Annotated in this window: 20 protein-coding genes; all 20 read right to left on the bottom strand. The window is 44.3% G+C overall.

Annotation, left to right across the window (positions count from 1 at the left end; genetic code table 11):
* Positions 1 to 2: 2 nt before the first annotated feature.
* Complete coding sequence (locus tag NCCP2222_RS09960; RefSeq protein ID WP_248511956.1) at positions 3 to 200, bottom strand: XtrA/YqaO family protein; 198 nt, start codon at positions 198 to 200, stop codon at positions 3 to 5.
* 333 nt (positions 201 to 533) lie between these two features.
* The gene (locus NCCP2222_RS09965; RefSeq protein ID WP_248511959.1) at positions 534 to 767 is read right to left on the bottom strand and encodes a hypothetical protein; all 234 of its coding nucleotides are present in this window, start codon (positions 765 to 767) and stop codon (positions 534 to 536) included.
* Positions 745 to 936 (bottom strand): hypothetical protein, encoded by a 192-nt coding sequence (locus tag NCCP2222_RS09970; protein WP_248511961.1) that lies wholly within the window; start codon positions 934 to 936, stop codon positions 745 to 747. The genes NCCP2222_RS09965 and NCCP2222_RS09970 overlap by 23 nt, the downstream gene beginning before the upstream one ends.
* Before the next feature lie 166 nt (positions 937 to 1,102).
* Entirely contained in the window at positions 1,103 to 1,390 is a 288-nt protein-coding gene (locus NCCP2222_RS09975; RefSeq protein WP_248511963.1) for a hypothetical protein, read from the bottom strand.
* A gap of 7 nt (positions 1,391 to 1,397) precedes the next feature.
* A complete protein-coding gene (locus NCCP2222_RS09980; protein WP_248511964.1) occupies positions 1,398 to 1,913 on the bottom strand; it encodes a Holliday junction resolvase RecU in 516 nt (171 codons plus the stop codon).
* A complete protein-coding gene (locus tag NCCP2222_RS09985; RefSeq protein WP_248511965.1) occupies positions 1,910 to 2,077 on the bottom strand; it encodes a DUF6011 domain-containing protein in 168 nt (55 codons plus the stop codon). The genes NCCP2222_RS09980 and NCCP2222_RS09985 overlap by 4 nt, the downstream gene beginning before the upstream one ends.
* A gap of 200 nt (positions 2,078 to 2,277) precedes the next feature.
* Positions 2,278 to 2,586, bottom strand: coding sequence for a MazG-like family protein (locus tag NCCP2222_RS09990; RefSeq protein ID WP_248511966.1), 309 nt, complete (start codon positions 2,584 to 2,586; stop codon positions 2,278 to 2,280).
* Positions 2,587 to 2,756: 170 nt separating this feature from the next.
* The gene (ssb, locus tag NCCP2222_RS09995; protein WP_248511967.1) at positions 2,757 to 3,221 is read right to left on the bottom strand and encodes a single-stranded DNA-binding protein; all 465 of its coding nucleotides are present in this window, start codon (positions 3,219 to 3,221) and stop codon (positions 2,757 to 2,759) included.
* Positions 3,218 to 4,039 carry a DNA adenine methylase gene (locus tag NCCP2222_RS10000; RefSeq protein ID WP_248511968.1) on the bottom strand — a complete coding sequence of 274 codons (822 nt, stop codon included), beginning with the start codon at positions 4,037 to 4,039 and terminating at the stop codon, positions 3,218 to 3,220. Before NCCP2222_RS10000 ends, ssb begins: the two co-directional genes overlap by 4 nt.
* Before the next feature lie 160 nt (positions 4,040 to 4,199).
* On the bottom strand, positions 4,200 to 4,364 hold the full coding sequence (locus NCCP2222_RS10005) for a hypothetical protein (protein ID WP_248511969.1): 165 nt from the start codon (positions 4,362 to 4,364) through the stop codon (positions 4,200 to 4,202).
* Positions 4,361 to 5,311, bottom strand: coding sequence for a DnaD domain-containing protein (locus tag NCCP2222_RS10010; protein ID WP_248511970.1), 951 nt, complete (start codon positions 5,309 to 5,311; stop codon positions 4,361 to 4,363). Before NCCP2222_RS10010 ends, NCCP2222_RS10005 begins: the two co-directional genes overlap by 4 nt.
* Before the next feature lie 11 nt (positions 5,312 to 5,322).
* Positions 5,323 to 7,125 carry an ATP-dependent helicase gene (locus tag NCCP2222_RS10015; protein WP_248511971.1) on the bottom strand — a complete coding sequence of 601 codons (1,803 nt, stop codon included), beginning with the start codon at positions 7,123 to 7,125 and terminating at the stop codon, positions 5,323 to 5,325.
* Positions 7,112 to 9,259, bottom strand: coding sequence for an AAA family ATPase (locus NCCP2222_RS10020; RefSeq protein WP_248511973.1), 2,148 nt, complete (start codon positions 9,257 to 9,259; stop codon positions 7,112 to 7,114). Before NCCP2222_RS10020 ends, NCCP2222_RS10015 begins: the two co-directional genes overlap by 14 nt.
* Entirely contained in the window at positions 9,259 to 10,278 is a 1,020-nt protein-coding gene (locus tag NCCP2222_RS10025; protein WP_248511974.1) for a hypothetical protein, read from the bottom strand. The genes NCCP2222_RS10020 and NCCP2222_RS10025 overlap by 1 nt, the downstream gene beginning before the upstream one ends.
* Positions 10,279 to 10,377: 99 nt before the next feature.
* Positions 10,378 to 10,623, bottom strand: coding sequence for a YqaI family protein (locus NCCP2222_RS10030; protein WP_248511977.1), 246 nt, complete (start codon positions 10,621 to 10,623; stop codon positions 10,378 to 10,380).
* The gene (locus tag NCCP2222_RS10035) at positions 10,623 to 10,802 is read right to left on the bottom strand and encodes a hypothetical protein (RefSeq protein WP_248511979.1); all 180 of its coding nucleotides are present in this window, start codon (positions 10,800 to 10,802) and stop codon (positions 10,623 to 10,625) included. Before NCCP2222_RS10035 ends, NCCP2222_RS10030 begins: the two co-directional genes overlap by 1 nt.
* Positions 10,803 to 10,807: 5 nt before the next feature.
* Positions 10,808 to 11,113, bottom strand: a complete 306-nt coding sequence (locus tag NCCP2222_RS10040; protein ID WP_248511981.1) for a hypothetical protein — start codon at positions 11,111 to 11,113, stop codon at positions 10,808 to 10,810.
* A gap of 316 nt (positions 11,114 to 11,429) precedes the next feature.
* On the bottom strand, positions 11,430 to 11,708 hold the full coding sequence (locus NCCP2222_RS10045; protein WP_248511982.1) for a hypothetical protein: 279 nt from the start codon (positions 11,706 to 11,708) through the stop codon (positions 11,430 to 11,432).
* Positions 11,705 to 11,971, bottom strand: coding sequence for a helix-turn-helix domain-containing protein (locus tag NCCP2222_RS10050; RefSeq protein WP_248511984.1), 267 nt, complete (start codon positions 11,969 to 11,971; stop codon positions 11,705 to 11,707). The genes NCCP2222_RS10045 and NCCP2222_RS10050 overlap by 4 nt, the downstream gene beginning before the upstream one ends.
* A 166-nt stretch (positions 11,972 to 12,137) precedes the next feature.
* On the bottom strand, positions 12,138 to 12,377 hold the full coding sequence (locus tag NCCP2222_RS10055; RefSeq protein WP_248511986.1) for a helix-turn-helix domain-containing protein: 240 nt from the start codon (positions 12,375 to 12,377) through the stop codon (positions 12,138 to 12,140).
* Positions 12,378 to 12,379 lie beyond the last annotated feature (2 nt).

The following is a 12,379-nucleotide window of genomic DNA, read 5'->3' on the forward strand; positions in this document are numbered from 1 at the left end:
TTTTAAAATTCTTCTCCCTCTTCCTTTCTCATTCGCTTAACCTTCCCCTGATACGTCACAATCTTATACTCACCATGCTCTGGCAATTCTCTCACCTTTGCCTTGCCCTCTGAAATTACCACAACACAATTAGCAGGTAATACCATTGTATCAAGAAATAGTTTACCATGTAAGTCTATTTGCGCATCTACTATTTTCACAGAATGTCCCCCCATGCTATAATTAAATTGGTCGGATCAGGAGGGACACTCCTGGTCTTTTTATCACAATTCGAATGGAGAAACGGAATTATGTTTGATGGGGTAAAGTTTGATTGGATGCCAATCATAGGTCCTTTAATCGTCCTGATTGTGACGATGGTTAGCGTTGCACTTATCTTTAAATTATTATTTAGTTGGTTGCCTAAAAGGCTTTTCAATTTCTTGCTTGGTCCTGTATGTTTAATTGGCTTATATCTCTGGGCCATTCCAATGAATGTGGGATTCCACGAATACTTTCAGTGAACAGACAGGATGCAGCCTGTCTTTTTTTATTTATCCAAACAACCCACCCGGCCGCGGCTTAATTACATCTGTCATCGCTTGATCCATAACCAACAGGGCGATGCTATTCGAATTCGTGTTGAGCTTTTCGGCAATGCTTTCCACATCCACGCCGGCCCTCCACAATTTACGGAACTCAATGATTTCATCCTTGCTCCAATACCACTTGATCACCATTCCTTCAAGCAATACATGTGCATCCTCATGCCTTGCGGCGCTTGCCATTGTGTCTGCCTCCCCTCGCTGCTGATTCCGATTGATAGACGTACCTCTCGTCCTGGTACTCGATGATGGTGATCCGTTCTCCACGCTTCTTGACGACCCGGACGCCACCGGACAACATCGACAGAAATGCTTGCTCTTGCTCTGGTGTGTATGTGTCAGTGATCTTCATGTTCACCTCGTCCCTTTTCCAAAGCACTTTTTGCATGGCTTGGTTATTTTTTCGCCGTTATAAAATTGAACAATTATCCTCTTCCCTGAACCGTTGCAGTGTTTACACTTTTTCAAGACTGTCACTCATTCACGAATCGTTCCGTTGGGTACGCTTTCTTGGCCACTTAAACAGGATCCACAAGTTCAACTTCGACAAACTCGAAGTGTTTCATCATATTTGTGTAACCGAAGTTGATTACAGCATCTTTGCCAAACATATTGATTAATGTTTGCTCATGCTCTTTCATCAACTCAATTTCCTTGTCTTTATCTTTGTAGAGTGTTGCTTTTTGTAGGTCATCTGTAATCCAGTCCAGCTCTTCACCATTTTCATCATGGTAATATTCTCCCGTCATGCCAAGCTCTTTCGACTCTTCTTTCAAGCGCAATACCCAAGCATCTTTAGTTTTCATGATTAATTCACCCCACATGTTTTAAATAATGCAGCACATACCCCTTATCGCTTTTCACTTGATCGCAATACAGTTTGAAATCATCATAAGGAATCGATTTCCTTCCGCCCTTCTTGGCGTGCTCCCAAGCCTCCTGTAGCCGTCCGAACGGAAGAAGGAATACTTCGTCGAGTGTTGTAAAAGAAACGAGGAGGAAGGCGTGTGCGCCTTTTTGGTGCCATGATTTAAGTAACTCGTATTGATGCTCCGAGATATTGCTGAGTGGAAAGTTCGTCCGGATAGATGTTTCCTTCGCGTCAAATACAATTGTCCGGCTATCATGAATGCCAACGTAATCGACCCACTCGCCTTTTTGAGTGTGACCAGTAATCATGTTGCCCTGCTGCCCTATAATTTTCACCGGCGTCGGTATCTTACGAATATCAGCCACGCCTTTATTGCGGTACTGCTGATTAGTGATATCAACCAAGTTCTCAAGCTGCGCTCCACGGTTAGCGTGCGATCTGCTGTATGTTTTCCTCATCGTGCCACCCTCTCCTGGTAGGCCAATTCCTCGTCAATCGTGATCTGGCGTTTCAAAAACTCCGCTTCAGCCTCATCATGCTTCTGCTTACAAACCGGGCCATAGCCTACCGCAATGCTCTGCGGCGTTTTCAATGGCTTGTTGCACCGTTTGCATGTCCCCATTCAGCTCGCCCCTTTCGTGAATACGGGAATCCCATTCTTGTTTTGTTGTATCTTTCGTTTTGTTCTCGGAATCCGCTCCTTTTTGTCCTGCCACAAAACACGCCAACCATCTTTCCTAAGTTGTTGAATCTCCTGCTTGGTGAAGTACCCGCACATGAACAACTGCTGCCGACTGACCTTTTTCGTCAATTCGGTTAGCATTACGCTGATCCTCGTTCTTCCTTCACTTGCTCAGCTATAGCCGATGCGACAGCCGCAACATGAATTAATTCCGTGTATAGGTCATCCGCGTCCGTCTCTTTGCTTGCCACACTGCCTTGCTGGATTGCCTGTGCCACCTCCCCGACCTCTTCGACTAGGATGGCTAGCCAGTAGCCATAATCATATCGTTGCAATCCCCACTTTTCGTTCTGTTGCATGCGTTCTTGCAGTACATCGTCATTGACTTCACACATTAACACATCCACTTTTTGATTTCGTTGTTGCTCAAGTAGTTCCGAGATTTTCATATTTCCACCCCAATTCCTTTCTGACCCGTTCGCCGCTGTCTATATTTACTTTGGAAATTCTCCTAACTCCACTAACGGTACGTAGGTGATGATTTATCGGATTCGCATAATATGCCAAGGCTGCTCGAAGCCTTGCGTTCTCCTGTTGCAAAGCCCATATCAATTCCTTGTCAGAATGGCAAATCATCATCCGTCACCTCTACAGGTCCGCCGTTACTTGCAAATGGATCACTATCGGTCTGCTGATAACTTGGTTGTGAGGATTGACTGTACTGCTGTTGTGGCTGCTCCTGATATGACTGCCCTTGATTGGAGTTTTTAGGTTCCAAGAATTGCACGCTGTCCGCAACTACTTCCGTCATGAAAACCCGTTTGCCGTCCTGACCATCGAAACTGCTTGTTTGGATGCGTCCCTCGATACCCGTCAGACTACCTTTGCGAAGATAGTTCGCTGTGTTTTCAGCCTGCTTTCTCCAAGTGACACAGTTGATGAAGTCAGCTTCCCGTTCTCCAGATTGGTTCGAGAATGCCCGGTTTACCGCAAGAGTAAAGCGAGTGACCGCAATACCACTTTGTGTGTATTTGAGTTCCGGATCCTTGGTCAGCCGACCGACTAATACGACACGATTGATCATGGTGTTACCTCCAAAGTTAGAGTCTGTTGTTGATATCCGAATTCAGAAGCTACGGGGTTAATCCAAAGAACTTCCTGTCTGCGGGCTCCTGCTTCTGCAGCTACATTTCTTGTCTCTCGCTTCCACGATTTCAACCGATCATCATAAATCTGATGAGCATAACCCGATAATAAGACTGGTCCAGGGTGAGCTACCAAAGTTTCAAGTAATTCCACATGATCCTCAATAGTCATTTCATGCTTGTAATGCCGCTTGGTCCTCGTCTCGATGATGTAGGGAAGATCCGCATAAATCAAAACTTCTTCCCGCTTGTATCGTTCAATCAATTTGACAGCTGGTTGGTGTTCAATCTGCGCTTCTTTTAAACGAGCTGCCACTTTCAATATCTTTGCCGGAAGCCTGTCCCAATCCTTAGCGGTATCTGGTCCATTCGAGGAAATAAGACTTCGCCATCCTGTACGATCGCTTGTCTTTGCTCCGATTGCTTGCCAACACCGGACAAGGAACCTCCGGGCCAATTCGATTTCATTTTCGTTAGGATCCGGATCCTGATAGGAGTCGTAATACTCTTCACGAGATAGCGGGGTGAAGTGTATCTGTCTAGCCAATTCATCGGGGTGATCCCGTACAACCCGGAAGAGATTAACCACGCTGCTGTCCAAATCGTTTATAGTTTCAATTCCGGATTTTGGTTTATTAAAAAATACTGCCCCGGATCCAAAGAATGGTTCCAAGTAGGTTTTGTGCTCAGGCATGTTGCTGATAATCCAGTCGGCCATGGACCATTTGGAGCCGGGATAATGAAGGATGCGTGTCATTGCGTCACCTCAATCTCCTGAGCATGCAACCTTACATTATTGCTCTGGCAGATCGGGCATGTAACCTTTGCGGCTAGTTCAACAAAAAGATCTATCCGCAGTGGTAAGCCCAAATCGAGGAAGAAATTATGGCCGTTATTGCATGTCAGCTGGTGGAGTTTCATTGCGCTACCACCTTCTTCTTCGCCAACAAAGCCCGAAGCTCGTAATAATCCAAACCCTCTATCGGCTCCCTTTTCACAGTTTCAAAGATTCCAAGCTGGTGTAGATTATCGATTAGCACCCGTCGCTCCGTCTCTCTGGTTGGGATAAATTGTTGTTTCATGCGTTTTCCCTCCTCATATTTTCCAAGCGTTCTTCCAGCTCCCTACGCCTTGCTTCAACATCCCCCTCAGTTTCAACCTCCGGCTGCGTTTCCTGCTGCTTATTCCTAAACCATTCTGGCAGGCGTTCAACTTTGCCACCCGGTCGGTTATATGGTCGAGGTTGTTGGCGTTGCTTATCAAATTTATTTCGTTCATGGGATTCAATCTGTTCCACGGTCGTTAATTTGTGATGGGACCATTCTTTCAGCAGGTACTCCACAAAACCGAAGTTTTTCCGATTACGATCTGCAGCTATCTTAATTGCAGTGGTGAAGACTCCTGCATTTTGCTCAAAGTCGTCAAACCATTTTCCTAACGAATCAATCTGGATTGGAGAAAGCATACAGAGATTCATTTCGAAAGTTTGAACGAGATTTCCGAATCCGCGATCGACCGCTGTAGTAGCAGTAGTAGTAATATCTTGATTAACATTAATAGCATTAATAACATAGTTCTTATTGTTCTGTTGCTGTTCTGTAGGTGTTCCGTTGCTGTTCTCTTGCTGTTCTTTTGGTGTTCTTTTGCTGTTCTGTTCCTGTTCCGAACTATCGTTTTTGTACGTCTCAAACCCTTGATACTTATGGTAATTAACCACGGTAAAGAGTGTTCCGAGCCTAGTTTCTTCCGTGGTCAATGTACCTTCTTTTACAAGTTCATCAATCTTCGTTTTAATGGTGTTGAGAGAGTAGTATTTCTCGGCATTCTTTTCGACATATAGAAGATCTTCTCGGATGTTTCGGTAGGAACGAAGGTACTGCCCCCTGCCGATATGAATGCCGCCTTTTGTTACTCCTCGCTCTGAGAAGACGGCATTTCCTACGATGTAGAAGAAAATCCTGAACTTTGCTACGTCATTCCATATTTCGTGACTGAATATTTCTCTCGACATCAGAAATGCGCCGCTCATAATTTCACCTCTTAATTCAATATTTCATCCAAAAATCTGCTCTTAGTAGCGAAGACAGGAGAGCCATTCCAGTCCTGTTTCGACTTCGAATGGGAAAGGAAAAGCTTTTCTTTGGCTCTTGTAATACCGACATAAGCCAATCGTCTTTCCTCTTCTAAATCCCCTCGCTTGGATGGGAATGTATCCTCGACAAGGTCGATCAAAAAGACTACAGGAAACTCCAATCCCTTGGCTCCGTGCATTGTCATTAACTTGACCGCATCCTTCTCTTCTATCAACTTCTCTTGAATGTCTCGGTACTTTAGCCAAGATAGAAAGGCTGTAACGCTGTTATCTTCGCCCATATTGCGTTTTGACTCTTCCCATGACCGGATGTACTCAATTCCGGTTTGCAAGACGTGTAAGCGATTCTGCAAGCCTTGTTCTTCATACTCTTTGATAACGCCCATGATTTCGGCAGCATACAAAATCAATTCGGAAACACCGCATTCACTGGCCGTTTCGAATATCATCGAACCTAATGCAAAGAATCGATCTGCCTGTTTGAAATCCAAAAGTTTCAGCGTTTCAAGTTCTGTTTTTTCACGTTTTGCGGCTTCAAGTTTTAACACCTTTTGCTCGTTCTCAGATAGAAAGGGAACCGGGTATCCAAGCGCCCTTTTTAGTGCCATACCGTCCTTTTGGTTAAAGATGACCTGCAGCCATGCAACGATAGAACGGATATCTCGATTCTTCATAATGTCATTTCGACCAAGGGCTATGTTTGCCACTCCGCCCCGATCTAGCTGACTTTGCATTCGAGTAAGTTGCATGTTAGTCCGGGAAAGGACTGCAATATCTTTCAAGGCAACTCCCTCACTTTGAAGCAACCGGATTTTGTTCAACACTTCCTCATGCTCTGTTCGTTCATCACCAGTTTCAAAAACCGATATTTTCGGACCTTCCTTATGAGCGATCAATTTCTTTTCTGATTGATTGATGTTATAGGAAATCAAATTATTAGCAGCAGTGACAATCTCGTTCGTAGATCGGTAGTTATCTTCAAGTTTCACGGTCTCACAGCCCGGGTATTCGCTAGGAAAGTTGAGAATATATTCAACCTTTGCACCGCGCCACCCATAGATTGCTTGAAAGTCGTCACCGACTACGAATAGGTAGGCAGGCGCTAGCAGTCTAAACATCTCCATTTGTTCATCATTCGTGTCTTGAAACTCATCCACGAATACATGCGAGTACATCTGACGGTAGTAGTGAAGTGATTCCGGAACAGCCTTCCACAGCTCAACTACCTTGTGAATTAATCGGTCAAGATCGACAGCGTTGTTCTGGCGTAGTTTCCAAAAATATTCATTGATGACGCGGTACTCATCACTACGTATGTTCGGTGTTGATTCGAATGCGTCAAACACCTTTTTCAACGTCGTCTTTGCTCCAAGTTCCTTAAGGATAACGGTCAAAATAGATTCTCTGTCTTCCTGGTCATAAATAGAGAAATTCTTTTCAATACCGATTCGATGCCCCCATTCTTTAAGAACCTGAACAGCGAAAGCGTGGAATGTATTACAAAATAATTTCTTGCCCTCTTGTTCTCCAATCAGCTTGATGACACGTTCTTTCATTTCCATCCCAGCCAATCGAGTGAACGTGAGGGCTAGCATGTTGCTAGTCCCTATACGATTGTCGAAAAGGTGAGCAATACGCCGGGTGAGTACAGTTGTCTTGCCTGATCCGGCTCCTGCTAGGCATAGAATCGTTCTGCTGTCTGACACGACAGCTTGCTTTTGATTAGCATTTAGCCCATTAAGCAATTGCACTCTCGGCACCTCCTGCAGACAAATCGTCTATATCCCATCCATCCGCCTCGAAGGAATACTCTAAAGCGCCAGCCAAAATGATATTGTCAACCTTATGAGCTAGGCCATTTAATCCGTTGACGAGTAGCTGGAAGTTATGCTTGTCCAAATGGTTTAGATTATCCATTGCAAGGATCTTTAATTTTGGTTGTGCTCGATCAATAATGGTCATCATCATGGCTGCTAAATACACTGTCTGTTGGCCAGTAGAGAGTGCATCGAAGTTCACTCGATGGCCCTGCTCGTTCACCCACCCGAACTCAAACAATTCTTTTCCGGTTTCACTTTCCGTCTCGAAATATGGTGTTTGAGAAAAGTTCATCAACTTTAGATTCTCTTTGATTTGCAAGCGGATGGGTTCAAGAATTTCTTTAACAAGTTCGCCTTGGACACCCTTCGGTCCCAAGAAATCCTGTAGGCTTTTAGCCGCGCTAGCCTTGTATTCCGCTTCATTGTTTTGGAGTACATTCTCATTCATCAAAATGAGTGTCTGCTTCGATTTCTCCTTCTCTTCTACTTGTTTTTTCAGTTCTTCGATCCGTGCTCTTGTTCCCTCGGTCTGTCTCGTCATAAGGGAAATGTCGCCAATCGGTTCCACTTTTTGATTCGTTAGTTTGTCCAGTTCTTCATTTAAGGAATGCAATTTATTGTTCCGTCTTTCGACAAGTGAAATGATTCGTTGCCGTTCTGCTTCTTTGGCTTTAATCTTCTCGGCAACCTCTTCCCGATGGAACTGCACTTTCTGCGCTTGTGTGAAGAGTGCCGCTTTCTGGCTTTCAAGCTCATTCGCTTTGTTTTTGAGTGTCAATAACAGAGCATCTTCTTTGGCATGTTCCTCATTAAGCTTCTGTAAGGCTTCTGCTGCTTGTTGCTTTTTACCATCGATATAAGAATCAAAGCCTGTAAAATCTTTTGGACATGAAATCATTGGACTAATGACGCACATGCCAGCCATCTCTCCGACTCTTCGCAAAGTCCCGTCGAGCGTCTGCACATTGGCTTGGATGTTCATGACCTGTTCGCGGATGTGATTGACCTTTTGCTGTTGTTCAAACGACTGACTATGCAATTCTGCAATTTGTTTATTTATCGGACCGAGTTTTTCTTCGACACTTATCGGAAGTGGTATAGATGCAGTCAGTGAGGCAATCTCTTTATCGATGTCCTCTGTGCTTGTTTGCAACTCCGTCCCTTTAACTAGGTCCATCTCTTTCTTGATAGCGCTAATACGTTCCAGTCGCTCGTCAATATTTCTCTTCTTCTCTGTATCAGCGGAAATCTTCTTTTCCACTTCAATTAAGCTCGCCTGAAGTTCTTCTAGTTCCTTCTTTGCCTCAGCAATGTTCCGATCAGTTTCGATCAGTTGATTTTTCATCTCTGACATTTGCCGAACTGCCCCTTGAGAATCCGACTGCTTCCGTCGCCAGTAGGAAAGCTCCTTAGCTGTCCAATCGAGCATGGACTGTAACCCCTCATGATTATTTAGTCCGTCAGCGTATTCCTTTAGCGCTTCTGAAATGAATTCATTTGTAATCTCATAGAGATCAGCATTGTTGACCTGCAAATCGGTCGGGATCATCTTTTCGTGCAAGTAAGCTGATAGCTTTTCCTTGTCCCACGAACTACTTTCAATCGGAGAAAGCGAGTAGATAAAGTCTCTCCGCTTAGCATCAGATAGTTTTAGAAATTCGTTGAAATCCATTGCTACCGGGAAATTCCCGATTTCTTGGATAATACGCTCCTTCTTTTGTGTAACGGTACGCTCGCCCTTACCAGGAGAAACAGAAACATTTTCTTTCACGCTTACCGTTCGTTCGCCCGTTTTGCTATTAAATTTTTCATCCTTTATAAAACCTCTTGTAAATTCAAAGCCGTCTGTTTTAAGACCTACCGCCATCTCATCGCCTGTCGCAAACTTGAAATTCGCAGCCGACGTTTTTGCTTGTCCAGGTACGTTCCCTAACATGGCCAATCCGAGAGCTTGGATTCGAGTGGTCTTTCCGGATCCGTTCTTACCGATAATGATGTTTTTACCGGAAAGGTGTTGTGTTACTGTTTGACCTTTCATATTCTTAATTCGGATTTCGGTAATCATCAAAACTCACCCCTTCCCATGTTGAAAAGGTTGGATGCAGGCTCTTCGTTTCGCGTTGTTTCAGCATAGACTTTTTCATATTCTTGCTCTTCTTGGATCGGGCTAGATTGAAGGATCTCCTCATCGTCTGCATCTACCGTTATATCTGCTTCGGTTGCTTCAACAACTGCCTCGATGACATCCGCCTTTTTACCTCTTACAACAACTTCCTCACCGCGTTCCGCTTTGTCTGCAATCTCCAATAACTCTTCTCGGTTGAAATCATGGACATAACCGACTACCGGTACACGTGCAACCTCACCTTGCTTGGTTACATATGCAGCGCTCGCAAGAGCAGGATGTTTTGACATCACCAACCGTTCGCAAATGGATTGGGCATTCCGCTCAGCAAATTGCTTTTTGTTGATGTACGTATCGATCGCTTTCAGAACGTCCTTATGTTGGATGTTGGCAGCGACTCCAAGGAAGCCTTCAATTTTGAGGAAAATACAATTCTTCTTTTCCTCTTCAGTCATCATTTGTTCCATGCAAACTCGTCCAGCGTCTTTGCTGTATTGAACTTTTTTCATCACGTCTTGAATGAAGTACATTTTAATGTCGTACAGAAGAGTCGAACTCGTGATGACCAAGTTTCCAGTCGGGCTGTAACCGATAGCAATTTTTTTGACCCACACTTTACTGATGGTTCCCGATTCATGATCGATAATCGGATAGGGATTGACTACCACCTGGCCGTCAGGAAGAGTAAGTTTTTCAGGCGTAATAATGGAGAGCCCGGCAATTTGATTTAATGTGTTGAACCCTTTGGCTGTAGTCATTGTCTTGCCTTGGATTGTTGCAATTTCTCCGTTCCGTTCATTTAAGGTGACAGCACCTTTGATACTGCGTAAAGCGCCGCCATTTGTTCTTTTAACGAAAACCTCACCATCCCCCAAGACAGCGACATTCTGTTTCTTTAAAAGTTGAATTTCCTGTTGTGCACGATTGAACTGCTCTTGATTTACCTGAACTTCATTCATCAATGATTCCTCCTTGTCATTTATAGAGGTCCTTATGTATAATGAAAATGTATATTACTCATAAGAACCTCATCGATCCGCTGCCCTACAGCGGGTCTTTTATTTTGCTTCGTAAAACACTACTCCTACTTCATCCTGTAGATAGTCCTGTAAGTTATCCATGAGTACCACTTTGCCTTGTGGATCTGTGAAATACTTGTCTCCCTGCCGGATTTCGCATCCATACATATCCTCTACCGGATGATTAGCAACCGGATAATGAGTATCCTGATACCTCTCACGATCCAGATAATCAATATGTGGGTATCCTGTCTTAATAGCCGCCAAAACTTCTGGATGATCCATCAGATCGCCTCCTTGTACTGAATGATTTCAGCGGACTTACGGACCGAATAGACACTGACTGTCGGGTATTGCTCAACAAACTGTGTCACTGCTGCCAGTACATCATCCTTTTCAGTGTGTACTGTGTAGGGATCCTGCTCGCCCATTGAGCGGATTTCCCATTGAAATAATTTCACCAATTTCTTCACCTCTTTAAGTAATCAGATTTCCGATATACATCAGCAGCGTTTTCAAGGGTTTTCCAATCGAATTCGGAAACAATGGCACTAACTAAACGTTGAATGTCTATTTTGCTCATTTCGAGCGACTCAGCGGCCGCTATTGCATAACCAAGCGCACTTTGATTGCTCCACTGATCTCCGGCATGGAACAGGTGGTTCACAACTGTTTCCAAGTCCCGTCTATTGACCATAATCACCGAATTTGTTGGAAGTGATGATTTTAGATCATCCCTAAGAGCGAACATCGCTTTCTTCGCTTGATCATCCATTTTCAAATCCCTCCATTTCTTTTATTGTTTTGCGAATAAAAACTTAGTAGTGCCAACTTTTGCCGCAATGTTAGGTTTTTCCACGCTTTTACACTGATTTTCAATTTGCTCACCTCTTTCAATTAGTTAGATGGAGTGAATCCCATCAAGAAGCCCATAAGTTTGCCGTGGGGTATATCGGGAGGATTGGGGGTAAATCGCTCCTATGCTCATGGACTTCTTGACAGGAGCCATGGCCCCTTGTCACCTTACTTGCGTTCGTTTATAATGGAGATACCAAATGATAATTTACTCTTGCCGATTTGACGCTCCAACGTCAGTCGGTTTTTTTGTGTCCGAAAACTACTACTTGAGCGTTTACTCCTTGGTCCATTAATTTAGATACCAAGAACTTCATTTTTTCTTCGTCGGACTTCTTATTTTTCAAGACGCGCACTTTCTGCATAGCTCCAAATAAATGTGCTGCTCTTGCAGTTGCTTCATTAACGTTATCTGTCCAGATAGCCCGTTCTATTTCTGATATTTGTTGGAGTGCCATTGTTTTTAACTCCAAGACCTCTTCAATGTCCTCTGACTTGTAATCTTCTAGTTTCATAAAATGCCTCCTAATTTGATGAACCCTATTGATAGGATGTTTGCCAAGATCGTCATACCCTCCATGCCTGCGATGAATGCGACCAAGACATCCGTTGACCCTGTGATCATTGCCCACTGCTGAAAGAGAGACATTGGGGCTTCCTTGCGATCGTTCTCAATCCTGGAAACATCCGCCTGCTCGATATTCAGCATGTCCGCTAACTCTTCCTGAGTAAATCCCTTACGTTTCCGGCAAGCCCGTAATATTGCGCCAAACTCCAACCTGTTCACCCCCTTTCCGGGAATATGTCAAATCAACATACTCATTTAGCGAGGGCTGTTGTACTCTTTAGATGTAGACCTCCAAAACCTCCGCGACAACAACCACCTTACGACCTCTCACCAGCCGGGGTCCCTCCCCCGGCTCCTCTTAACCTCAACTCCAGAATCAAGGCGTGAGAACTCTCAATTTCCCGTAGTCCTTTGGTGTACGCTCTGCTGACATCACCACTACTTCAGGCTGTGATCTCTTTTTAACCCACTCATCAACCAAGTCTTTCCGAAAGGTCCATTTGCGACGACCAGGAAAGCGTAGGACAGGAAGTTCTTCCTCATGAACGTATTTCCTTAAAGTGTTAACACACACGCCGATGTGGGCTGCCGCTTCTTTGGTTGTCATAGTTTCCATAT

The sequence above is a fragment of the Sporosarcina sp. NCCP-2222 genome (assembly GCF_023168145.1).
Classification (GTDB): domain Bacteria; phylum Bacillota; class Bacilli; order Bacillales_A; family Planococcaceae; genus Sporosarcina.

Coding starts and splice junctions, on each gene's coding strand:
- NCCP2222_RS09965 (WP_248511959.1), bottom strand. CDS start 767: ATGGCAAGCGCCGCAAGGCATGAGGATGCACATGTATTGCTTGAAGGA.
- NCCP2222_RS09970 (WP_248511961.1), bottom strand. CDS start 936: ATGAAGATCACTGACACATACACACCAGAGCAAGAGCAAGCATTTCTG.
- NCCP2222_RS09975 (WP_248511963.1), bottom strand. CDS start 1,390: ATGAAAACTAAAGATGCTTGGGTATTGCGCTTGAAAGAAGAGTCGAAA.
- NCCP2222_RS09980 (WP_248511964.1), bottom strand. CDS start 1,913: ATGAGGAAAACATACAGCAGATCGCACGCTAACCGTGGAGCGCAGCTT.
- NCCP2222_RS09985 (WP_248511965.1), bottom strand. CDS start 2,077: ATGGGGACATGCAAACGGTGCAACAAGCCATTGAAAACGCCGCAGAGC.
- NCCP2222_RS09990 (WP_248511966.1), bottom strand. CDS start 2,586: ATGAAAATCTCGGAACTACTTGAGCAACAACGAAATCAAAAAGTGGAT.
- ssb (WP_248511967.1), bottom strand. CDS start 3,221: ATGATCAATCGTGTCGTATTAGTCGGTCGGCTGACCAAGGATCCGGAA.
- NCCP2222_RS10000 (WP_248511968.1), bottom strand. CDS start 4,039: ATGACACGCATCCTTCATTATCCCGGCTCCAAATGGTCCATGGCCGAC.
- NCCP2222_RS10005 (WP_248511969.1), bottom strand. CDS start 4,364: ATGAAACAACAATTTATCCCAACCAGAGAGACGGAGCGACGGGTGCTA.
- NCCP2222_RS10010 (WP_248511970.1), bottom strand. CDS start 5,311: ATGAGCGGCGCATTTCTGATGTCGAGAGAAATATTCAGTCACGAAATA.
- NCCP2222_RS10020 (WP_248511973.1), bottom strand. CDS start 9,259: ATGATTACCGAAATCCGAATTAAGAATATGAAAGGTCAAACAGTAACA.
- NCCP2222_RS10025 (WP_248511974.1), bottom strand. CDS start 10,278: ATGAATGAAGTTCAGGTAAATCAAGAGCAGTTCAATCGTGCACAACAG.
- NCCP2222_RS10030 (WP_248511977.1), bottom strand. CDS start 10,623: ATGGATCATCCAGAAGTTTTGGCGGCTATTAAGACAGGATACCCACAT.
- NCCP2222_RS10040 (WP_248511981.1), bottom strand. CDS start 11,113: ATGGATGATCAAGCGAAGAAAGCGATGTTCGCTCTTAGGGATGATCTA.
- NCCP2222_RS10045 (WP_248511982.1), bottom strand. CDS start 11,708: ATGAAACTAGAAGATTACAAGTCAGAGGACATTGAAGAGGTCTTGGAG.
- NCCP2222_RS10055 (WP_248511986.1), bottom strand. CDS start 12,377: ATGGAAACTATGACAACCAAAGAAGCGGCAGCCCACATCGGCGTGTGT.